At 63.9% G+C, this 22,916-nt stretch carries 18 protein-coding genes; 10 read left to right on the forward strand and 8 right to left on the reverse strand.

The genetic code is table 11. From position 1 onward, the window contains the following. The first annotated feature begins 207 nt into the window (after positions 1 to 207). The 7 genes from KIP88_RS04245 to KIP88_RS04275 all read left to right on the forward strand — a co-directional run bounded on the left by KIP88_RS04245 (position 208) and on the right by KIP88_RS04275 (position 12,083). On the forward strand, positions 208 to 1,209 hold the full coding sequence (locus tag KIP88_RS04245; protein ID WP_214486576.1) for a MoxR family ATPase: 1,002 nt from the start codon (positions 208 to 210) through the stop codon (positions 1,207 to 1,209). Then, on the forward strand, positions 1,209 to 2,153 hold the full coding sequence (locus KIP88_RS04250) for a DUF58 domain-containing protein (protein ID WP_214486577.1): 945 nt from the start codon (positions 1,209 to 1,211) through the stop codon (positions 2,151 to 2,153). Before KIP88_RS04245 ends, KIP88_RS04250 begins: the two co-directional genes overlap by 1 nt. Next, complete coding sequence (locus tag KIP88_RS04255; protein ID WP_214486646.1) at positions 2,153 to 4,963, forward strand: DUF4159 domain-containing protein; 2,811 nt, start codon at positions 2,153 to 2,155, stop codon at positions 4,961 to 4,963. Before KIP88_RS04250 ends, KIP88_RS04255 begins: the two co-directional genes overlap by 1 nt. Before the next feature lie 3 nt (positions 4,964 to 4,966). Next, on the forward strand, positions 4,967 to 7,030 hold the full coding sequence (locus KIP88_RS04260) for a hypothetical protein (RefSeq protein ID WP_214486578.1): 2,064 nt from the start codon (positions 4,967 to 4,969) through the stop codon (positions 7,028 to 7,030). Positions 7,031 to 7,245: 215 nt separating this feature from the next. After that, positions 7,246 to 7,656, forward strand: coding sequence for a DUF2946 family protein (locus tag KIP88_RS04265; protein ID WP_214486579.1), 411 nt, complete (start codon positions 7,246 to 7,248; stop codon positions 7,654 to 7,656). A gap of 111 nt (positions 7,657 to 7,767) precedes the next feature. Continuing rightward, positions 7,768 to 10,152, forward strand: a complete 2,385-nt coding sequence (locus KIP88_RS04270) for a TonB-dependent receptor (RefSeq protein ID WP_214486580.1) — start codon at positions 7,768 to 7,770, stop codon at positions 10,150 to 10,152. Positions 10,153 to 10,286: 134 nt separating this feature from the next. After that, entirely contained in the window at positions 10,287 to 12,083 is a 1,797-nt protein-coding gene (locus KIP88_RS04275; protein WP_214486581.1) for a cation:proton antiporter, read from the forward strand. A 36-nt stretch (positions 12,084 to 12,119) separates the two neighbouring features. Here KIP88_RS04275 and KIP88_RS04280 read toward each other — a convergent pair whose 3' ends face one another. From KIP88_RS04280 to KIP88_RS04295, 4 genes are all read right to left on the reverse strand, one after another. After that, a complete protein-coding gene (locus KIP88_RS04280) occupies positions 12,120 to 12,632 on the reverse strand; it encodes a GNAT family N-acetyltransferase (protein WP_214486582.1) in 513 nt (170 codons plus the stop codon). A gap of 68 nt (positions 12,633 to 12,700) precedes the next feature. Then, a complete protein-coding gene (locus KIP88_RS04285; protein ID WP_214486583.1) occupies positions 12,701 to 13,636 on the reverse strand; it encodes a glycosyltransferase family 2 protein in 936 nt (311 codons plus the stop codon). Positions 13,637 to 13,682: 46 nt separating this feature from the next. After that, positions 13,683 to 14,825, reverse strand: coding sequence for a hypothetical protein (locus tag KIP88_RS04290; protein ID WP_214486584.1), 1,143 nt, complete (start codon positions 14,823 to 14,825; stop codon positions 13,683 to 13,685). Between the two features lie 59 nt (positions 14,826 to 14,884). Beyond that, the gene (locus KIP88_RS04295) at positions 14,885 to 15,373 is read right to left on the reverse strand and encodes an NUDIX domain-containing protein (RefSeq protein ID WP_214486585.1); all 489 of its coding nucleotides are present in this window, start codon (positions 15,371 to 15,373) and stop codon (positions 14,885 to 14,887) included. A 95-nt stretch (positions 15,374 to 15,468) separates the two neighbouring features. On the opposite strand from KIP88_RS04295, the gene KIP88_RS04300 reads away from it, so the two are divergent. After that, entirely contained in the window at positions 15,469 to 16,359 is an 891-nt protein-coding gene (locus KIP88_RS04300) for a metallophosphoesterase (RefSeq protein ID WP_214486586.1), read from the forward strand. A gap of 32 nt (positions 16,360 to 16,391) precedes the next feature. Here KIP88_RS04300 and KIP88_RS04305 read toward each other — a convergent pair whose 3' ends face one another. The 4 genes from KIP88_RS04305 to KIP88_RS04320 all read right to left on the reverse strand — a co-directional run bounded on the left by KIP88_RS04305 (position 16,392) and on the right by KIP88_RS04320 (position 19,779). Then, positions 16,392 to 17,063, reverse strand: a complete 672-nt coding sequence (locus KIP88_RS04305) for a hypothetical protein (protein WP_308163218.1) — start codon at positions 17,061 to 17,063, stop codon at positions 16,392 to 16,394. Positions 17,064 to 17,099: 36 nt separating this feature from the next. Then, positions 17,100 to 17,654 (reverse strand): hypothetical protein, encoded by a 555-nt coding sequence (locus KIP88_RS04310; RefSeq protein WP_214486587.1) that lies wholly within the window; start codon positions 17,652 to 17,654, stop codon positions 17,100 to 17,102. A gap of 270 nt (positions 17,655 to 17,924) precedes the next feature. Then, entirely contained in the window at positions 17,925 to 18,131 is a 207-nt protein-coding gene (locus KIP88_RS04315) for a hypothetical protein (RefSeq protein WP_212033207.1), read from the reverse strand. A gap of 22 nt (positions 18,132 to 18,153) precedes the next feature. Then, the gene (locus tag KIP88_RS04320; protein WP_214486588.1) at positions 18,154 to 19,779 is read right to left on the reverse strand and encodes an isocitrate lyase; all 1,626 of its coding nucleotides are present in this window, start codon (positions 19,777 to 19,779) and stop codon (positions 18,154 to 18,156) included. A 228-nt stretch (positions 19,780 to 20,007) separates the two neighbouring features. Here KIP88_RS04320 and KIP88_RS04325 point away from each other — a divergent pair, with 228 nt between their 5' ends. Next, positions 20,008 to 21,453 carry a short-chain fatty acyl-CoA regulator family protein gene (locus KIP88_RS04325; RefSeq protein WP_214486589.1) on the forward strand — a complete coding sequence of 482 codons (1,446 nt, stop codon included), beginning with the start codon at positions 20,008 to 20,010 and terminating at the stop codon, positions 21,451 to 21,453. 1,114 nt (positions 21,454 to 22,567) lie between these two features. Next, positions 22,568 to 22,798 (forward strand): hypothetical protein, encoded by a 231-nt coding sequence (locus KIP88_RS04330; RefSeq protein WP_214486590.1) that lies wholly within the window; start codon positions 22,568 to 22,570, stop codon positions 22,796 to 22,798. Positions 22,799 to 22,916: the final 118 nt, after the last annotated feature.

Below are 22,916 nucleotides of genomic sequence, written 5' to 3' on the forward strand. Positions count from 1 at the left end.
AGATATGTGTTCCCGACGATTTGCGTCCGTACTAATGCGGATCAAGTCGCCACATCGTGATGCCGTTCATACCCCGAAATACCGATAATGTGGGGATAGTTTAATTCAACGAATACATGGCCTTTGCACAGGTTTAGCATGAGGTTCGTGGCATGACGACGCAACCAGCGGTGTCATGAAGCGGTTATACGGTTGAAGGAGAAAGACATGGCGAGTGCAGACGGTGTCGAGAAACTCGAGGACGCGGTCGTCCGGTCGGCGGAGCAGGTCGCCGGCCAGATCCGCGCCGCGAAGGAAGCCATCTCCACCGTCATCTTCGGCCAGGACCGGGTGATCGAAAACACCCTGGTGACGATCCTGTCGGGCGGTCATGCGCTGCTGATCGGAGTGCCCGGCCTCGCCAAGACCAAACTGGTCGAAACGCTGGGCATCACGCTCGGGCTGGACGCCAAGCGCATCCAGTTTACGCCGGACCTGATGCCCTCGGATATTCTGGGCGCCGAGGTGCTGGACGAGAGCAATTCCGGCAAGCGGTCGTTCCGTTTCATCTCCGGACCGGTGTTCGCGCAGCTGCTGATGGCCGACGAAATCAACCGCGCCAGCCCGCGTACGCAATCGGCGCTGCTGCAAGCCATGCAGGAACAGCACATCACCGTTGCAGGCGCGCGGCATGACCTCCCGAAACCGTTCCACGTGCTCGCCACGCAAAACCCGCTGGAGCAGGAAGGCACCTATCCGCTGCCCGAGGCGCAGCTCGACCGCTTCCTGATGGAGATTGACGTCGATTATCCCGACCGCGATGCCGAACGCCGCATCCTGTTCGAGACGACAGGCGCGGAAGAGACGCTCGCCAAGGCCTCGATGAACGCGGAAATCCTGATCGCGGCGCAACGGCTGGTGCGGCGCCTGCCGGTCGGCGACAGCGTCGTCGAGGCGATCCTGTCGCTGGTGCGCGCCGCGCGCCCGAGTTCCGAAGACGGCGGCGACAAGCTGATCGCCTGGGGGCCAGGCCCCCGCGCCAGCCAGTCGCTGATGCTGGCGGTCCGCGCCCGCGCATTGCTCGACGGCCGCCTCGCGCCCTCGATCGACGACGTGCTGGATCTCGCCGAACCCATCCTCAAGCACCGCATGGCGCTGACGTTCTCGGCGCGCGCGGAAGGCCGCACCATTCCCGACGTAATCAGACAATTGAAGACGCGGATCGGTTGATGGCCGCAGAGACCAGCCACGGGACCAGGGAGATTTTAGCAATCCGACGTGCCGATGGCGAAAGCCGAACGCTCGCCGCATCGCTGCCCCGTCTCGTGCTCGAAGCCCGCCGTATCGCAGCCAACGTCATCCATGGCCTGCATGGCAGACGCCGCGCCGGCGCCGGCGAGAGCTTTTGGCAATATCGCCGCTTCGTCTCCGGCGAGCCGTCGCAGAACGTCGACTGGCGGCGCTCGGCGCGCGACGATCATCTCTATGTGCGCGAGCAGGAATGGGAGGCCGCCCATACCGTCTGGCTGTGGCCCGACCGCTCGCCGTCGATGGTGTTTGCATCCAAAGGTGCGCGCGACTCTAAGCTGGAGCGCGGGCTGATCGTTACGTTTGCGCTCGCCGAACTGCTGGTTTCGGGCGGCGAACGCGTCGGCATTCCCGGCCTGATGAACCCGACCGCAAGCCGCAACGTGATCGACAAGATGGCGCAGGCGATGCTGCACGACGATGCGGCGCGCGCGAGCCTGCCGCCGTCCTTTGTCCCGTCGGCGCTGGCCGAAATTGTCGTGCTGTCGGATTTCTGGTCGCCGATGAGCGAGATCAGGACGATGCTCGCGGGGCTTTCGGCCTCCGGCGCCCACGGTTCTCTGATCCAGGTCGTCGATCCCGCCGAAGAAACCTTTCCCTACGCCGGCCGGGTCGAATTCGTCGAGCCGGAAGGCTTCGGCGTCATCACCGCCGGCCGCGCCGAGAGCTGGGCCAGCGACTATGTCGCGCGCGTAGCACTGCATCGCGACGAGATCCGCAGCGAGACCAACAAGCTCGACTGGTTGTTCTCGACCCACACCACCAGCCGTTCCGCCGCCGAGCTCCTGCTGTTCCTGCATTCGGGCATGATGGTAGCCAAGGGAAGCGCGCGCGGCTCAACCGTCAAAGCGGGGCGAAGCGCATGATCGCGGGTCTCCCCCTCACCTTCGCCCAACCGCTGCTGCTGCTGGGCCTGTTGAGCCTGCCGGTGTTGTGGTGGCTGCTGCGCGTCATGCCGCCGCGACCGAGGCGGATCGAGTTTCCGCCGACGCGGCTATTGTTCGATATCCGACCGAAGGAAGAAACCCCGTCGCGGACGCCGTGGTGGTTGACCCTGCTACGCCTCGCAGCCGCGGCACTGGTCATCCTTGCCGCCGCAGGCCCGATCTGGAATCCGCAGACCGGGGTCGGCGGCAGCAACGCGCCATTGGTGATCCTGCTCGACGACGGCTGGAGCGCGGCTGCAAGCTGGGACACCCGCGTCAAGGCCGCGGACGAACTGATCGCCAACGCCGACAACGACCGCCGCGGCGTTGCACTGGTTCCGCTTTCCGAGACCACGCGCGACATCACGCTGATGCCGGCCGGCACCGCGCGGGTCGCGCTGCGTCAGATTGCGCCAAAGCCCTATTCGGTCGATCGCGTCGACACACTTGGCTCGCTCGACCGCTTCCTGAAGAGCACCGGAGATGCCGAGATCGCGTGGCTGTCCGACGGCGTCGATACCGGGCGCGGTAGTGAGTTTGTCGAAAATCTCGGCAAGACCGTCGGCGACCGCAAGCTGACGGTGTTCGAGGGCGGCGCGGCCCCGGCGCAGGCGCTGGTCGCCGCTGAAAACGCCGCGGCGAAGATGACGGTCAAGGTGCTGCGCACCACCGGCGGCGTCGCTGCCGGCGTGGTTCGCGCGATCGACGCCAAGGGCTCGCCGATCGGCGAGGCGCGCTACGCGTTTGGCATGCAGGATCGCGAGAGCGAAGCGGCGTTCGATCTGCCCGTCGAACTGCGCAACGACATTTCGCGGCTGGAAATATCGGGCGAACGATCGGCCGGCGCGGTGCAATTGCTCGACAAGCGCTGGCGGCGGCGCGCCGTCGGCGTCGTCACCGGCGCGACCAGCGATACCGCCCAGCCACTCTTGGCGTCGACCTTCTATCTCACCCGCGCCTTGTCGCCATTCGCCGACGTGCGCCTGGGCGACCGCGGCGCGGCGCAACAGGTGATCGCGCAATTCCTCGATCAGCGGTTGCCGATGATCGTACTTGCCGATGTCGGCACGCTGTCGCCGGAAATCCGCGAGCGGCTGAACGCATGGATCGACCAGGGCGGCGTGCTGGTGCGTTTCGCAGGCCCCCGTCTGGCGCAGGCCGATGACGATCTGGTGCCGGTGAGACTGCGTCGCGGCGGCCGCATCCTCGGCGGCAGCCTGACCTGGGAAAAGCCGCAGCATCTGGCTTCCTTCGCTGCCGACGGTCCTTTCGCGGGCCTCACCGTGCCCAAGGACGTCACCGTGAACCGGCAGGTGCTGGCCGAGCCGGATGCAGTGCTCGCAACCAAGACCTGGGCGTCGCTGGAGGACGGCACGCCGCTGGTGACCGGCGAGCATCGCGGCAGGGGCATTGTCAGCCTGTTCCATATCGGCGCCGACTCGCGCTGGTCGGACCTGCCGATGTCCGGCAGCTTCGTCGAGATGCTGCGGCGGATGGTCGACATGTCCGGCTACACGTCGAAGCCCGGTGCGGGCGTTGCAAGCGAGGCGACCAATGTCGAGACCGTGGCGCCGCTGCGCACCCTCGACGGTTTCGGCGCCTTCGGACCGCCGCCCTCGACCGCCAAGCCGATGCCGGCGGATTATCGCGACCGCGCCACGTCGGATCATCCGCCAGGCTTCTACGGCCCGGCCGATGGCCCGATCGCGGTCAACACGCTGGCCTCGGCCGATCGCATTGCGCCGCTCGATACATCCTCCCTGCGCGCGCAGCGTGCCAGCTACACCAACGCCGAACCGCGCGATTTGCGCGGCATCCTGCTGTCGTCGTCGCTGGCGCTGTTCCTGATCGACGCGGTCGTGGTCGCGATGCTGGGCGCGGGCCTTGCCGCGTTGTGGCGGCGGCGCACGGCGGCTGCCAGCATTGTGCTGGCCCTGATCCTGTCCGCGACCTCGATTGCGCCTTCACCGACGCGAGCCCAGGGCAACGATGAATTCGCCATCAAGTCGGTGTCGCAGACGCGCCTTGCCTATGTCGTCACCGGAAATGCCGACGTCGATTCGATCGTCAAGGCCGGCATGGCGGGACTGACACTGTTCCTGGCGCAGCGCACGGCGCTGGAGGCCGGCGATCCCGTCGGCGTCGATCCCGCGCGCGATGAACTGGCGTTCTTCCCGCTGATCTACTGGCCGGTGGTGCCAGGCGCGCCGAAGCCGCCGCAGGATGCCATCAACCGCATCGACGCTTATATGAAACAGGGCGGCACGGTGCTGTTCGATACCCGCGACGCCATCGAGGCGCCGCCCGGCGAGAACGGCGCGTCGCAGACGCCGGGCATGCGCTCCTTGCGCGAAATTCTCTCCTCCCTCGACGTGCCTGAACTGGAGCCGGTTCCGCGCGAGCACGTGCTGACCAAGACGTTTTACCTGCTGCGCGACTTCCCCGGCCGCTTCAACACGGGCCAGACCTGGGTCGAAACCTTGCCGCGTGAGGATGACGACGATGCAGCCTCGCGCCCGGCTCGCGGCGGCGACGGCGTCTCGCCCATCATCATCACCTCGAACGATCTGGCCGGCGCCTGGGCGCATCGCCCGGACGGGCAGCCGATGCTGCCGCTGACCCCGGGCGAGCCGCGCCAGCGCGAATTCGCGTTCCGCTCCGGCGTCAACATCGTGATGTACACGCTGACCGGCAACTACAAGGCCGATCAGGTGCACGCGCCGGCCCTGATCGAGCGGTTGGGGCAATAGAGCATGCAGTACGGCATCGCGTTCACCCCCCTCGTTCCGACACTCGTGCTGTGGATCGCGCTGGCCGCGATCGTTGCGATCGCGGCGCTGTTGCTGCTCGGGCGCTCGCGCGGTGCCGCCGTGCGCGTCGCGGCGCTGGCGCTGATCCTGCTGGCGCTCGCCAACCCCTCCTTCACGCGCGAGGACCGCGAGCCTCTGTCCTCGGTCGCCGCCGTCGTGATCGACAAGAGCCCGAGCCAGAACTTTGGCACGCGCAACCAAGAGACGGCCAAGGCGCAGGAGGCGCTGGTCGATACGCTGAAGAAGATCAAGGGGCTGGAAGTGCGCGTCGTCGAGGCCGGACAGGCCGACGGCGAAACCGACGGCACCAAACTGTTCGGCGCACTGTCCTCGGCACTGTCGGACGTTCCTGTCGATCGCGTCGCCGGCGCGTTCCTGATCACGGATGGCCGGGTGCATGACATTCCCGCCAATGCCGCCGCCCTCGGCTTCCAGGCGCCGGTGCACGCGCTCGTCACCGGGCGCAAGGACGAGCGCGACCGCCGCATCGCGATTTCGGCCGCGCCGCGTTTCGGCATCGTCGGACAGCCCCAGACCATCACCTACCGGCTCGACGACCAGGGCGTGAGCGGCCAGCGCGCCAAGATCGTGGTGCGCCGCGACGGCGAGGTGATCAACGAGCGCACGCTCTCGAGCGGCCAGACCGCCAATGTCGAGGTCGACATCAAGCACGCCGGCTCGAACATCGTCGAGATCGAGGCCTCGCCGCTCGAGAACGAACTGACGCTGGTGAACAATCGCGCCGTGGTCGCGATCGAAGGCGTGCGCGACAAGCTCCGCGTGCTGCTGGTATCGGGCGAGCCGCATTCCGGCGAGCGCACCTGGCGCAATCTGCTGAAGTCCGACGCCAGCATCGACCTCGTGCATTTTACGATTTTGCGCCCGCCGGAGAAGCAGGACGGCACGCCGATCAACGAATTGTCGCTGATCGCGTTTCCGACGCGCGAATTGTTCCAGCAGAAGATCAACGAATTCCAGTTGATCATCTTCGACCGCTACGCCCGCCAGGGCGTGCTGCCGATCGCCTATTTCGACAACATCGCGCGCTATGTCCGCGCCGGCGGCGCGGTGCTGGTGTCGGCCGGCCCCGATTACGCCTCCACCACCAGCATCTGGCGCACGCCCTTGGATACGGTGCTGCCGGCAGAACCGGTCGGCGTCACCGAAAAACCGTTCTATGCGCACTTAAGCGACGCCGGCAAACGCCATCCGGTGACGCGCGGCCTCGAAGGCTCCGCCAGCGAGCCGCCGCGCTGGAGCCGCTTCTTCCGCACCGTGGATACGCGCAACGCGATCGGCGCACCCGTGATGACCGGCGCCGACGGCAAGCCTCTGCTGTTGCTGTCGCGCTTCGGTGAAGGCCGCGTCGCGCTGCTGTTGTCGGACCACATCTGGCTGTGGGCGCGCGGCTTTGAAGGCGGCGGTCCGCATCTGGATCTGCTGCGGCGGACGTCGCACTGGCTGATGAAGCAGCCTGATCTGGACGAAGAGGCGCTGCGCCTGCAGATCCAGGGCAAGGACCTCGTGGTGCTGCGCCAGACCATGGCCGACAACGTGCCGCCGGTGACCGTGACGTCGCCGAGCGGCGCCACCAAGGAACTTACGCTGACCGCAAGCGACCCCGGCACTTGGCGCTCCACCCTTCCCGCCAACGAACTCGGGCTATGGCAGGCAACCGATGGCGCGCTGAAAGCCCTGATCAATGTCGGGCCGACCAACCCGAAGGAATTTTCGGAAGTCACCTCCACCACCGAAATGCTGAAGCCGCTGGCGCAGGCCACCGGCGGCGATTCGCGCCGCGTGGTCGACGGCACCAGCGTCGACCTGCCCCGCGTGGTCCCGGTGCGCGCCTCCGGCATCTTCCATGGCGATGGCTGGATGGGCGTGAAGATGCGCGACGCCAGCGTCGTGAAGGGCGTCGGCGTGCTGCCGATGTTCGCGGGGCTTGTCGGGCTGCTGCTGCTGCTCGGCGCGTTCGCGGCGACCTGGGTGCGCGAGGGGCGGTAAGCGCCGCCCGCTGTCGATCTGACGAAGCCCGTAGCCCGGATGAAGCGAAGCGCAATCCGGGCTACGATCTCCCGGCCGTTGCATCAATCACACAATGCTCGCCGTTTCACCGCAGCCGATCAGCGCTGCGGTTGACATCGTCTGGGCCTTCCGATGTTATAATATAACATTGGGCGGCCAAGGCGCTTGGCCGTTCGGGGAAGGCGTAATTCGTCGTGAACTGGTTCCGGAAGCATCTCAAGCACGGCTCGCGGCTGGCGCTGTTTGCGCTCGCGATCCAGTTTGCGCTGTCCTTCGGGCATTTCCACGGAGAAGTCGCTCGTGCCGCGCCGGCTGTTCAGGCCGGACTGGCCGATGCGGACCTCGCCATTGCCGCTACCCTGGCCCCGCAAGCTGAGCACTCCGAGGCTGCCCAGCAGCCTTCCAACCACGATACCGACCACCAAACCTCTGACTGCGCGCTCTGCGCTGTCCTCTCGCTGGCCAACAATTTCCTGTTCGCAACACCGCCGCTGCTGGAGCTGCCGCAGGCGGTCGAGCTTCTGCACCTCACCACGGGTGCCGAGTTCACGCATCTCGGCTCGCTCCATCCCGCCTTCCAGTCCCGCGCACCTCCCGTCTCCTGACCTCGATTGATTGATGCACTTCTCGAGGGGGATCGCCGCGCCACGCGGCCGATCCGCCGAGGGAAAATCGGAATCGATCCGTCGCACACCGACGGGATCAGGATCGGGACAATGACATTTAGGAAGAAACGAGCGTTCCATTTCGGTGGAGCAAGCTGGCTGTTGCTATGCGCTATGGCCGACGGGGCGCAGGCCCAGACCACGCCACCGTCATCGACGCAACTGCCTGAAATTACCGTGACGGCGCCAAGTCCGATCGTACGGCGCAAACCCGTGCCGTCGCGAACGCCGGCGCGCGTCGCCCGTGCAGCGCCGGGCCAGAATCGCGAGCGCGCGGCAGAACCGCAGCCAGCGCTCGTCGCCGCCGCGCCACAGCAGGGCGTGCTACCCGTCGTGACCGACCAGTTCGCCACCGTCACCGTCGTGCCCAACGAGGAAATCCGCCGCCAGGGCACCGCCCAACTTGGCGATCTCCTGTTCTCGAAGCCCGGCATTACCGGTTCCAGCTTCGCGCCCGGCGCTTCGAGCCGGCCAGTCATCCGCGGCCTCGACGTCAATCGCGTCGGCATCATCGAAAATGGCACCAACGCTGGCGGAGCTTCCGATCTTGGCGAAGACCATTTCGTTCCGGTCGATCCACTGGCGACTAACCAGGTCGAAGTCATCCGCGGTCCGGCGGCGATGCGGTACGGATCGACATCGATCGGCGGCGTCGTCAGCGCAACCAACAATCGTATCCCGGACGCCTTGCCAACATGTGCGGCCGCACCGTTCCAGACCTACGGACTGCCGGCAAAAGCGCCGCTCGCAAGCGCTGGACCACCTTCCTGCGTCACGGTCGAAACCCGAACAGCCGTCAGTTCCGTCGACCGCGGTGTCGATGGCGGCATCCTGCTCGATGCCGGCGGTGGCAATTTCGCTGTTCATGCCGACGCCTATGGCCGAAAGTCCAGCGATTACAGCATTCCGGGCTATCCGTATTTGTTCGACCAGACCCGCCCGGTCAACGGCCGGCAGCCGAATTCCGCGATGCAGGCGGACGGTGCGTCGATCGGTGGCTCTTACATTTTCTCCGGCGGCTTTATTGGCGCTGCGATTACGCAGAACGATACGCTCTATCGTATCCCTGGCATCGATGGCGCCGATCACCAGACCCGCATCGACGCGCGCCAGACCAAATTCACGGCCAAGGGCGAATACCGGCCGGATGCGGCGGCGATCGACGCCGTCAGGTTTTGGGCGGGCGCTACCGATTACAAGCACAACGAGATCGGTCTTGCCGATCCGACCGACCTCTCGACATTGGGCGTGCGGCAGACCTTCACCAACAAGGAGCAGGAAGGGCGCGTCGAGGTGCAGATGACGCCGTTCAACGCGCGCTTTGCCGCCGTCACGACGGCATTCGGCCTGCAGGCAGGTCATCAGGAACTGACGGCGCCGAGTCCGGACGATCCAACCAGCCCGCTCAACGGGTTGTTTGATCCTAACAAGAATAACAGGGTCGCCGGCTACGTCTTCAACGAGTTCAAGTTCACTGACTCAACCAAGGCGCAGATCGCCGGCCGTATCGAGCATGTCAGTCTTAGCGGAACAACGCCGGCATTTATTCCGGAGCTGTTCGACCTCAATGTCGACCCTGCCGCCATTGGTCCTGCCACACCGCGCAATCTGAATTTCACGCCAAAGAGCGCAAGCATCGGCTTGATCCAGGATCTTCCGGGCCAACTGGTTGCCAGCATCACCGCTCAATACGTCGAGCGTGCGCCCAAGCCGGCGGAATTGTTCTCGCGCGGCGGCCACGATGCCACCGGCACCTTCGACATCGGCAATCCCAATCTCGGCATCGAAACCGCCAAGACGATCGAGATCGGATTGCGGAAGGCGACAGGGCCTTTCAGGTTCGAAGCAACCGCCTACTACACCAAGTTCAATGGCTTCATTTACCGTCGCCTCACCGGCAACACCTGCGAGGATGTCGCCTGCGTCAGCCCCGCTGATCCGGCTGCTCCGCTCGAACTGAACCAGGCGATCTATTCGCAACGCGACGCCACCTTCCGCGGCGGCGAGTTCCAGAGCCAGTTGGACATCGGCCCGCTCAACGGCGGTATCTGGGGCATCGAGAACCAGTTCGACGTGGTGCGCGCAACCTTCAGCGACGGCACCAATGTCCCGCGCATCCCGCCGGTGCGCGTGGGCGGCGGCCTGTTCTGGCGCGATTCCAACTGGCTCACGCGGATCAACCTGCTGCACGCCTTCGCACAGAACGATATCGCGCCGATCGGCGAGACGCCGACTGCGGGCTATAATCTGTTGAAGGCGGAGGTCAGCTACAGGACGAAGCTCGATCCAACCTGGTTCGGCGCGCGGGAAATGACGGTCGGACTCGTCGGCAACAACCTGTTGAACGAGAACATCCGCAATTCGGTGTCCTACACCAAGGACCAGGTTCTCATGCCGGGCATCGGTGTGCGGGCATTTGCCAATCTGAAATTCTAGGTCACGCACCAAGCGGCCATGGGGTGGCGTTAGCTGGTGCTACCAGCTAACGTCCAAGTGGGACGATGGCGGGTGCCAGACGGAATCCGCTCTCAGATTTCCCTGCCCATGGAAGCGGGATGCACAACCAATAGATGACCTCGTCTATCAATGTTCACGTCTACAGCGACGCGCTCGTTCTGCTCGGCACCGCGGGCGTTGTCATTCCATTGGCGCGGCGGTTCGGCCTCAATCCTGTTCTAGGCTATCTCGGAGCCGGCGCGATCCTGGGTCCTCTTGGGCTGGGATCGTTTATCGATAGCTTCCCGCTGCTCTATTGGGTCACGGTCGTCGACGCCAAAAACGTCTCCGGCATTGCGAACCTCGGCATTGTGTTCCTGCTCTTCCTCATCGGCATGGAGCTTTCCTACGATCGCTTGAAGGCGATGCGGCGCCTGATTGTTGGGCTGGGCAGCCTGCAGATCATATTCTCTACGGTGGTGATCGGCGCAGTCGCGGCCCTTGCGGGCAGCAAGGGGCCGGTAGCGTTCATCATTGGTGCGTGCCTCGCACTGTCCTCGACCGCAATTGTCGTCGAGATGCTGTCCAGGCAAGGACGACTCAACACAAGTGCGGGGCGGGCAAGCTTCGCGACGTTGCTGGCGCAGGATCTGGCGGTCGCTCCCCTCCTGCTCTTCATCTCCATTTATGGCGCCGGCGAATCCGGTTCGGTTGTTGCGACACTCCTCGTTGCGCTCACCAACGCCGCGATCGCGCTCGCCGTGATCGTCATTGTCGGCCGCGTGGTGATGAAACCCCTGTTCCGTCTCGTCGCGTCAGCGGACATGAGCGACCTGTTCGTGGCTACGACGCTGTTTGTCATCGTTGCAACGGGGGTAGCGGCCGCGGTGGCCGGCATATCAATGGCGCTTGGCGCCTTTGTCGCCGGCCTGCTGCTTGCCGAGAACGAATTCCGCAAGGCGATCGAAACCGCCATCGGTCCTTTCAAGGGGCTCTTGCTCGGGCTGTTCTTTTTCACGGTCGGCATGAACATCGATTTTCGCGAGCTGGCTCGCGATCCGGTTTGGCTGCTGGGGGGCGCTTTCGGACTGATTGCCGTGAAGGCCGCCATTCTCATCGTCCTTGCCCGGCTGTATCGGCTTTCGTGGCCGGCTTCACTTGAGATTGGCTTTCTGCTTGGCCCAGGCGGCGAGTTCGCCTTTGTCGGGATCGGCATAGCGGCAGGGCTCGGCCTGATCGATGCCAAGGTGTCGAGTTTCACGGTAACGCTGACCGCGCTGACCATGATGCTGATCCCTCTGCTGTCCCATCTCGCACGGCGGCTGGCGCCGATGGTGCGTGAAGACAAGCCGCTCGACCCCGAACTTGCCGCAGCGCCGAGCGGAGGAAGCGGCCATGCCATTGTCGTCGGACACGGCCGGGTGGGACAGGTGGTTTGCGCGATGCTCGATCACCACCAGTTCAAGTACATTGCCGTCGATAATGATGCCGCGGCCGTCCCTGAGCAGCGCAGGCAAGGGCGCACCGTCTTTTACGGTGACGCAACAAACCCGGAGTTCTTGAAGAGCTGCGGTCTCATGGAAGCCGCCGCCGTCGTCGTCACGATCAACCAACCCGAAGGCATCGACGAGATTGTCGCTCAGGTCCGTGCGCTCAGAAAAGATGTGCTGGTGGTTTCGCGCGCCCGCGACGCCGACCACGCGCGGCATCTCTACCAGATCGGCGTCACCGACGCAGTGCCGGAGACCATTGAGGCGAGCTTGCTGTTGTCCGAAGCAGCCCTGATCGGCCTCGGAGTGGCGATGGGACTTGTCGTCGCCTCCATCCATGAGAAGCGCGAGGAGTTTCGGCACGAATTGCAAAGGGCCGCAGGAAGCGCAGGATCCGTGCCGCTCCGGCCGGCCGGCACCAAAAGGCGTCGATCTTCCTGATGTACGACAACACAGGAGGAGCCCTGCAGCGCCGCGCTACCGCGCCTTGCTCCAGTCCGGCCGGATCTCGCCGGAGACGCCTTCGAAGGCACCCTCGACCAGTTCCGCTACCAGGAGGCGGCTGTAATCGACCGGACCCGGCATGATCGCCCGCCCCTTCGGTATGACCTTGAAGCCGACGCGGCCGTAATAAGGTTCGTCACCGACCAGAATGACCAGGCGATGGCCCTTGGCCTTGGCGTCCTGCAGCGAGCGATCGAGCAGCATGCGGCCGACGCCGCGCTTTCGGAACGGCGGTTCGACCGTCAACGGCCCGAGCATCAGGGCCGGCGTATCGCCGATGCAAATCGGCAATTGCCGTACCGAGCCGACCAGCAATGTGCCGATCCGTGCCGTGAACGACAGCTCGAGCAGATGATCGACATGCTCGCGCAGGCGGTAGGCGCTCAGCACGAAACGGCCGGGACCGAACGTGCGCTCGTGCAGGCGTTCGATCGCCTGCGCGTCCTTTGGTGTTTCGGTGAGTATGGTGACGTCAAGTTCGCTCATGATGGGGCGCGGGATAGCATCTGGCGGCGGCGCGGTCCATTGCCGGAGGCGGCAATCCCCGTATTGCCTTAATCCCTTTTGATGGCGGGCTGGGACAAATAGGCCAGCAACTTCATTTCGCGGCGGCCGCGCGTCACCGTATCCAGCACCAGCCCCGAGCTTACCGACAGCACCGCCACGATCATCAGGCCCATCGACAGCACCGCGGTCGGCAGCCGCGGAACGAGGCCTTCCTCGAGATAGGTGATGATCACGGGGATCGCGAGGCCGATCGAGACCAGCATCAGGAGCACGCCGATGACCGTGAAGAACCGCAGCGGCTTTTCCGACCGGTATAGTTTCAGGATGGTGGCGAGAATCCGGAAACCATCGCGCCAGGTGTTCAGCTTGCTGAACGAGCCCTCGGGGCGGGCATAATAAGGCGTCTCGACTTCCATCACCGGCAGCGCAAGTTCGAGCGCGTGCACGCTGAGCTCGGTTTCGATCTCGAAGCCGTCGGACAGCACCGGAAAGGATTTGACGAAGCGGCGCGAGAACACGCGGTAGCCAGAAAGGATATCCTTGAACGCCTGGCCGAACACCGCGGAGAGGAAGCTCGTCAGCATCCAGTTGCCGGTGCGGTGACCGGGACGGTAGGCGGCGGCCGACTGGTCGACGCGAAAGCCCACCACCATATCGAGGTGCTCGTTGACCAACGCATCGATCATGCGCGGGGCGCTCGGTGCGTCATAGGTCGCGTCACCATCGACCAGCACATAGACGTCGGCATCGATATCGGCGAACATGCGCCGCACCACGTGCCCCTTGCCCTGGCGACGCTCGCTGCGGACGATGGCGCCGGCCGCGCGCGCCACCTCGATGGTACGGTCCCTGGAATTGTTGTCGTAGACGAAAATCTCAGCCGTCGGCAGCGCCTTGCGGAAGTCGGCGACCACGGTGGCGACCGCGGCTTCCTCGTTGAAGCACGGCACCAGAACCGCAACCCGCAGCGCAGGTGCCGTCATTGCACGCTCACCGAATTAAATCCGTCCATGGCGCGTCATACCGCAATCAGGCATTGGCCGGTCGGGGGAAGGCCGCACTTTCGGCGACCCGTTCGCCGGGCAGATCGAGCGTTGCGAACAGCAAAGTCCAGAGCGAGAGCATGTCGATCGGAATGATATAGTACGGCGTAAATATCGGATGGGTCATGAAGAAAATCAGGTTTACCGCAAGGTTTAGGGCGACCAGGATTGCAGCATACTTTGCGCGGCCTTGATTGGCCCACCATAGCCAGGCGGTCCAGGCGACCGATATCGCCAGCAAGGTGAATTGAACGTCAACGAGATAGCTCAACAGCACGGTGGCATTCAGCTCGGGCGGCAGGGCATCGACGCTGCCATAGGTGGTCGAGAACGGACTGCCCGCGTTGATCGCGTTCGCGATCAAGGTCGGCGTAATCCCGATCAGGAAAGCGATGCCGAACGATGCCGCCTGCAGGAAAGTCTCCTTGCTGCGCGCCAGCAGGAAGGCCCCGGCAAGATACAGGCAATAGCCCGCCGCCAGAAACAGGTTGGGCAGTCGGAAGTTGACGGAGAGGCCGATCAGGAGGCCTACCAGCGCCCACAGGACGAACCGATGCCGCGATCGTTCCATGAAGAGCTTCGCCGTTAGAAAACCCACCAGCGCGCACACCATCATGGTCGGCGCTACCGAATAGCTGGCCTTGGTCGGATTGATCATCAGATAGATCGCAGTGTCCCCGAACGCTGCGACGAGCATCAGCCGATAAAGTGTGGACGCATAGGTCAACGCAAGGAGTGAAAAACCGACAGCGACGACCGACGTCAATATGTAGAGCGGGATAACGCGGAAACCGGCGGGAAACAGCGACAGGATGAAGCCGGTCCCGGGCGGATATTGCAGCACATGTTTGTCCGTGCCGCTAATCCAGGTGTGGCAGGGCGTTCGCTTCGCATCATCCCATCCCGGAAAATCGATCTGCTTCAGCTTGTTCTTGAGATAATGATCGTCGTCGAAGGTGATGTTGGTGTCGATGCCACGGAGACCAAATCTGTCGAACAGATGCGCCTGCCTCAGGTAGCAGATATCGTCATAAACCCCGCGGGCTTCGATCCAGCCGGATATTGACCAAATATTGCTGACCAGTACGACGAGGAAGCCGATCGCGCAAAGAATCTTCAGGAATTTCATTTTTGCCTGATCGCCCCGCCTTCGATTTTGCGCTGAAGGATTACTAGCATAGGCGCCCCCTAGCGCCAGGTGGCGATCGGCACGGCCCCATCGAGCACTTCCGCGATCCGGAGCCGCGTGCCCCTGGTCGTCTCCTCCGGCAGCGCACCCGCCGCATAAAACCCGCACTCCACGATCTCGTGGTTGGGCGTCGGCAGGCGGTCCTGCCGGAACTGCCTGACGACATAGACCGCAACATGGTCGCGGCGGGAGACGTGGCTGTTGAAGAACAGGCCGTGTAGCACCGGCTCCCCGGTCAGTTCGATCCGCCCCTCCTCCATCAGTTCCTGGCGCAAGGCTTCGAGAAAGGTTTGGCCGACCTCGACCCCGCCGCCCGGCAGGTGCCAGCCGGCGACGTAGCTGTGCCTGACCAGGAATACCTTGTCGTCGCCGTCGAGCACGACGCCGCGGACCCCGAGCGTCATGCCACGGGCCATCCGCCAATAGAGGTGGAAGGCCCGCCGCAATTGCGGCCCGAAGCGTGTTCGCAAGTGCTGCAGCGCCGTCACGCAAACCTCGGATGGACAGCTATCACGTTTGATCCTTATATCGCCGACATGATCGTGCGACGGCTCTATATCACAGGGAATGCGGCAGAGCGCGAATGACCGATACCTTCACGCTGGCGCATCTGTCCGATCCGCATCTGCCGCCGCTGCCCGCGGCGCGGCTCCGCGATCTCGCGGGCAAGCGTGCGTTGGGCTATCTCAACTGGACCCGCAACCGCCACAAATATCACCGCCGCGAGGTGCTGGACGCGCTGGTCGCCGACATGCAGGCGCAGCGGCCGGACCACATCGCGGTGACGGGCGATCTCGTCAACCTGGCGCTGGAGGCGGAGTTCACCCCGGCCCAGGCCTGGCTGGAAAGCGTCGGCACGCCGCAACGGGTCACGGTCGTTCCCGGCAATCACGACGCCTATGTACGGGCGACGCGGCATCATTTCACTGGTGCGTTCGAGAACTATCTGCGCGGCGATGCCGCGGCGGACGGCACGCCGTTTCCGTTCGTGCGCCGGCGCGGGCCGCTGGCGCTGATCGGCGTCTCCTCGGCGGTGCCGACGCTGCCGCTGATGGCGACCGGCCGGCTTGGCCGCGCGCAGCTCGATGCGCTCGATCGCCATCTGGCGCAGATGTCCGCCGATGAGGCCTTCCGGGTGCTGCTGGTGCATCATCCCCTGCACTCGGGTTCGCGGATGAAGCGGCTTACCGACTCGAAGGCGCTCCGCGCCGTGCTGAAGCGGCGCGGCGTCGAACTCGTCCTGCACGGCCACGACCACATCCATTCGACGATGTGGCTCGAAGGCGCCGACCGCCAGATCCCAGCGGTCGGCGTGCCGTCGGCCTCGGCGCTGGCGCACCGGCATTACCCGGCTGCCGCCTACAATCTGTTTTCGATCGCGCGCGACGGCGAAAAATGGCGCTGCGTGCAGACCGTGCGCGCCATCGACACCGACTTCCGCGTCAAGCAGATCAAGCAGACGACGCTGCTCTAGCGGCTCTCCGCGCTCGCAATGCCGCGAAGTCCTCAATCCCCGCCGCAGCCGCCGCCGCCCCCGTCGCCACCACCACCGTCGCCGCCGCTGTCACTTCCGGTATCGCCAAACCCGTCCGAACTGCCGTCGAACGACGTATCTGCGAAATCGCCGCCGCAATACGCCGCACCGCTGCCGTTCTTGCGCAGCTCTTTGCAGTCGGGGTGATAGACGAACCCGTTGGCGATATTGAGCTTGCTGTCGAGCGCAAACAACAGCGGCAGACGCGTCGGGTTGACCGGATCGATGTTCTCGTATTTGCAGCAATACCACCAGACACGGCGCAGGCCTTCATTGCTTTTGCGATGCTCGCTGAGGACGACGGCGGGGGTGTGGTGAAGGAATCCGCCGAACGCGCGCCGGCAGAACGCGTCGTACTCGCGCGTGTACAGGATGAATTCGTGCCAGAGGTCGTCGGCGACTTGCGAGGGCATCGAGACGTGACGCTTGCCGCTCATCAGATAGGCGAGGAAAAATTGTCGCAAGCCCCGCGAGACCAGCGCGCTGTGCTTGCGCTCAAAGCCGGGGTGATGCTTCTCCAGCCGCTTGAGCAGCCCCGGCGGCCAGCGATAGGTCCGGATGAATTCGGCGCGGCGCAGCTGAAGCCACCGCGGGACTATCGCGACCAATACGGCCGCCCCGACACCCATCAGCGCGATCGCCACAACTGGATACACCAGGGCTGCTCCGGTCCAGGCTAACTACAGCCCACGCAACGCGGCGTATAGCGCCAATCCGAATAGCCCCACCGCGCCCAGCACGAAGCCGAGCACGAAGGCCCCGAAGCCGCGGCGGCGCGGCTTTGTTTCCACGACCGGCTCAGCCGCCTGCATTGCCACCATCGCATGTTCGCGCTCGATCATGCGGCGCGCGACATAGCCGGTGACGGCATCGACGATGACGGGCACGTCATGCGACTCGGCGATCACGATGCGGCCGTAGCGCGTATCCTGCACGAAGCGATAGATGCGCTTGTCGCGCCCCATCACCACATGCGCCACCACGTCGATCCACAGCCGCGGCGTCTCGCCCTGGCTGACACCGCGATCGAACAGGTCGACCTGCCCGGGCACCTCGGCGAACAGCGGATCGAGCGCCTCGTTCAGGATCTCGAGCCGGGCGACCTCGGCATCGCGCAGTTCGACCACGACGCCGGTGCGGTCGGCGGCCTCGATGCGGGCCTGGCGGAGCGCGTCGCGCAGCCGTGTCGGTCGCATGTCGCGGGCTTCACTGCCGGAATTTTGCGCTTCTGCCATCGGTAGCCGCCTTTAATCCTGAGAGGTGGGCCCGGTTAACCTATCAGTAACTACCTTGGGCGCAATGGCTGTTTGTTTGCAATGGGTTAGCGATCCACCGGCTTCTGAGTCTGCGGCGACACCCCACCCCGGCCCTAAGAGCGAGCTTCGCTCGTCTCGACCCCCGCAAGCGGGAGAGGGAGAAGAAACGCAAACGGCCCCACCCGGTTTTCCGGATGGGGCCGCTTGTCCTTGGCGTTTCCCTAGACGTTGTTCGTTGGCAGCAGGCGCTCAGGCCGAGACGCGGGAGGGCTCTTCCACGATGGAGAAGCGCACGCCGGCCTTGTGGCGGTTCTCTTCAGAGACCGCGCGCCAGGCATCCTCGGCCTCTTTGCGGGTCTTGAAGGGTCCCTGTACCTGGGCCGAGCCTTCCACGAGCTTGTGGAAGTTCATCGAACCGAACTCGCCGCCAATCACCCAGAAATTGCTCTTCGTCATGACTAGTCTCCTGCTGTTACCGTTAGCCGAACTGGTTCATCGTATTGTGGGCGCCGCCCGCCTTCAGAGCGGCTTCACCAGCGAAATATTCCTTGTGCTCGTCGCCGATATCGGAGCCGGCCATGTTCTGATGCTTGGCGCAGGCGATACCTTGACGGATCTCCTGGCGCTGAACATTCTTCACATAGCCCAGCATGCCCTGCTCGCCGAAATACTCCTTCGCGAGATTGTCAGTCGACAGAGCTGCCGTGTGATAGGTCGGCAACGTGATCAGATGGTGGAAGATGCCGGCACGCTTTGCTGAATCGGCCTGGAAGGTGCGGATACGCTCGTCGGCTTCGATGCCAAGCGGCGTATCGTCGTATTCCGGCTTCATCAGGTCGGCCCGGTTGTACTTGCTGACATCCTTGCCGGCTTCCTTCATCGCGTCGTACACCTGCCAACGGAAGTTGAGCGTCCAGTTGAACGAGGGCGAGTTGTTGTAGGCCAGCTTCGCGTTCGGAATGACCTCGCGAATGCGGTCGACCATCTTGGCGATCTGCTCGATATGCGGCTTCTCGGTCTCGATCCACAACAGGTCGGCACCGTTCTGCAGCGAGGTGATGCTGTCGAGCACGCAGCGATCTTCGCCCGTTCCGGCGCGGAACTGGTAGAGGTTGCTGGCAAGCCGCTTCGGACGCATCATCTTGCCGTTGCGATTGATGATGACATCGCCGTTCTTCGCGTTGGCGGCGGTCACTTCCTCGCAATCCAGGAAGCTGTTGTACTGATCGCCGAGGTCGCCGGGCTTGTGGCTCACAGCGATCTGCTGCGTGAGACCGGCACCCAGCGAGTCGGTGCGGGTCACGACGACGCCGTCTTCGACGCCCAGTTCGAGGAAGGCATGGCGGCAGGCGCGAATTTTCGCCAGGAACACCTCGTGCGGCACAGTCACCTTGCCGTCCTGGTGGCCGCACTGCTTTTCGTCGGAGACCTGATTTTCGATCTGCAGAGCGCACGCACCCGCTTCGATCATCTTCTTTGCGAGCAGATAGGTCGCCTCGGCATTGCCAAAGCCAGCGTCGATGTCGGCGATGACGGGCACGACATGGGTCTGGAAGTTGTCGACCTTTTCGATCAGTTCCTTTTCCTTCGCCTTGTCGCCTGCCTTGCGAGCGGCGTCGATGGCGCGGAAGATGTCGTTGAGCTCACGGGAGTCCGCCTGACGGAGGAAGGTGTAGAGCTCTTCGATCAGCGCCGGCACCGAGGTCTTCTCGTGCATCGACTGGTCCGGCAGCGGCCCGAACTCGGAGCGAAGTGCTGCGATCATCCAGCCCGAGAGATACAGATAGCGGCGATCGGTCTTGCCGAAGTGCTTCTTGACCGAAATCAGCTTCTGCTGCGCGATGAAGCCATGCCAGCAACCGAGCGACTGGGTGTACTTGGTGGGATCGGCGTCATAGGCAGCCATGTCGCTGCGCATCAGCGCCGCGGTGTAGCGGGCGATGTCCAGGCCGGTCTTGAAGCGGTTCTGCAGACGCATGCGCGCCACGGCTTCGGCGGTGACGCCGTTCCAGGTCGGCTGGGTCTCGAGGAGCGCCTTGGCAGCTCCAATCTCGCTCGCATAGGAAGCCGGTCCCTGGATAATCCCACGTGGCTGGAAGTTCATGTGCCTGATCCTTTCGGTGACGACAAATCTGCAGCGGTTGTCTTCGCCACTCTTGTCTCTAATCGACATTCTTGACAGTGCATTGCGAAATGCGTGGTGAGAGCTAAACGCGAAAAGGACAAATTCGTATAGATGGCTTGTTTTCTATTGGTGATGTATTGTAACATATAAACTTGTCATAGATGTCACTTTGTAAATTTTGTCACAAATCAGGTCAGGGAACCTGCCATGGCCACCGACTCCGGAAAGAAGCTTTTCGTCGGCCCCCGCTTCCGGCGGATCCGTCAGCAGCTCGGGCTGTCGCAGACCCAGATCGCCGAGGGCCTGGGGATTTCTCCGAGCTATATCAACCTGATAGAGCGGAACCAGCGCCCGGTGACGGCGCAGATCCTGCTCCGACTGGCCGAAACCTATGACCTCGATCTGCGCGACCTCGCCACCGCCGACGAGGACCGCTTCTTCGCCGAGCTGAACGAAATCTTCTCCGATCCGCTGTTCCGGCAGATCGACCTGCCGAAGCAGGAACTGCGGGATCTCGCCGAACTGTGTCCCGGCGTGACTCATTCCCTGCAACGGCTGTACGCCGCCTATACGGAGGCCCGCCGCGGCGAAACGCTGGTCGCAGCCCAAATGGCCGACCGCGACGAGGGCACCCGCTTCGAGGCCAACCCGATCGAGCGCGTGCGCGACCTGATCGAGGCCAACCGCAACTACTTTCCGGAGTTGGAGCAGGCCGCGGAAAATTTGCGCGACGAACTCAACGTCTCTGCGGAAGAATTGTTTGCCGCGCTTTCGGCGCGGCTGCGCGAAAAGCATTCGATCGTCACCCGCATCATGCCGGTCGACGTGATGCGCGAGACGCTGCGGCGGTTCGACCGCCATCGCCGGCAATTGCTGATCTCCGAACTGGTCGACGGCTCCGGCCGCGCATTTCAACTCGCGCTGCAGATTGGCCTCGCCGAATGCGGTGCCAGCATCGACGCCATCGTCAATCGCGCCGGCCCCCTCGATGACACGCCGCGGCGGCTTTATCGGATTACGCTGGCGAATTATTTCGCCGCCGCCGTGATGATGCCCTATCAGCCATTCCACAGCGCAGCCGAGGCGTTGAACTACGACGTCCACGTGCTGGCGCAGCGTTTCAATGCCGGCTTCGAGCAGGTGTGCCATCGCCTCACCACGCTGCAGCGGCCGAACGCGCGCGGCGTGCCGTTCTTCCTGTTGCGCGTCGACAATGCCGGCAACGTCTCCAAGCGGTTTTCCTCCGGCACGTTCCCGTTCTCGAAATTCGGCGGCACCTGCCCGCTGTGGAACGTGCATTCGACCTTCGACACGCCGGACCGCCTGCTCAAGCAGGTGATCGAACTGCCCGACGGCACGCGCTACTTTTCGATCGCGCAGATGGTGCGCCGCCCGATCGCCCCGCACCCGCAGCCGCAGCCGCGTTTTGCGATCGGATTGGGTTGCGAAATCCGCCATGCGACGAAGCTTGTTTACGCCGCCGGGATGGACCTGGAGAAGGCCGAGGGCACGCCGATCGGCGTCAACTGCCGGCTCTGCGAACGCGAAAACTGCAGCCAGCGCGCTGAGCCGCCGATCACGCGGACGCTGATTTTGGATGAGAACACGCGGCGGGTGTCGTCGTTCGCATTTTCGAATGCACGGGAGTTGTGAGGGCTTGCTTACCCTCCCCTGGAGGGGGAGGGTCGGCTCGCATGAGCGGAGCGAAATGCGAGACGGGGTGGGGTGATCTCTCAACTCGGGCACTGTTCGCGACGAGAGACCGTCACCCCACCCCGCCGCGCCCTGCGGTCGCGTCGACCCTCCCCCTCCAGGGGAGGATAAGAGAGAGGCGCCACCAACACCCGTCATTGCGAGCGCAGCGAAGCAATCCATTCTTCCTTTTGCGCGGCGCAGATGGATTGCTTCGCTGCGCTCGCAATGACGTGGATAGACATGGTTTCTCATCCCCGCGGCGCGTTGCGCCCGAGTTGTGCTTGAATTCGCAAGCCCCCAAAAATAAGAGGGCGCAGGGAAGGCCGGGTGCTGGCTGGCACCCGCGGTCTCGTGTGCAATAGGCGCAACGAAAAACGCACACGAGCATACAGGTATCAGCCGGGGCATCCGGCCTTCCCTGCGCAATGGTTTACGGCTTATGCCGTGCTCTCCCCGGAGACGAATTCCTCTTGCCTCCGTCGCCGGCGAATTGGCGGCTCGCATCGCCCGGTTGAGCTTTGCAAACCTCCGCCGGCTTGACACCAGCAACGGGTGCCAGGACCACACGGTTTTGCCGTCCGCAACTGCGCCGTTCGTCTGGCACGCTGGAGATCGCTCACGGGAAAACCCGCCCTGCAATCACGCCACGCGCCCGGCGCTTTCGCGTCCACCGCAGCCCGGCCCAACGTTCGTGACGATCGCGATACGCCCCTCTTGCGGGCCGGGATGGCGGGAGTTCTAGGACTGATTTGGGTCTCGCGCGAAGCGGATTCTTTTTCCGCGCAGGACTGGACCGGGCAAATCAGTTTGAAAGGATTGAGAAACTTTTTGTTTTCGCGCAGCGGCCGCGGGGTGGGTTAGCGGCAGCGTAGGCCACCAAACTGAAAAGCACGCGGCGGATGATGCTGTCGCCAATCCGGCCTGCGGCCTGCGCCACCTGAGCACGAAATTTCGGCGCGAAGATGAAGGACTGTTCATCAGCATTACATCGCGGGTCAGTCCATCGGGAAAAACCGGAACATCGCTGCATCCAGGACGTTGCATTTCGTCCAACGACACGAAGGAGGGACCAATGCTGAAACCACTGATTGTCGCGACCGCCGCCCTGCTGGTCGCAACCTCGGCGTTTGCGCAGAGCGACAAGATGAAATCCTCGGATTCCTCTGAGTACTCATCGGCGCAGAAGAGCAAAACTGCGGCGGCGGGACAAAAGATGAAGAAGAGCAAGGCTTCGACCGCGAAGGGGGCAACGGAAAGCGCACCCGGTACGACCACCGGATCGGCTGCGAAGAAGACGTACTAATTCTCCAACAGCACGGCCCGGCATCGATGCCGGGCCGTTTCACGTGCGCGTGTCCGCAGGTTCGATCTTTCTACAGGTCTCCGGCGTCATTGGCGCAGTGCATCAATGTACCGCTTTC

This window comes from Bradyrhizobium sp. SRL28 (assembly GCF_018596315.1).
Lineage (GTDB): Bacteria > Pseudomonadota > Alphaproteobacteria > Rhizobiales > Xanthobacteraceae > Bradyrhizobium.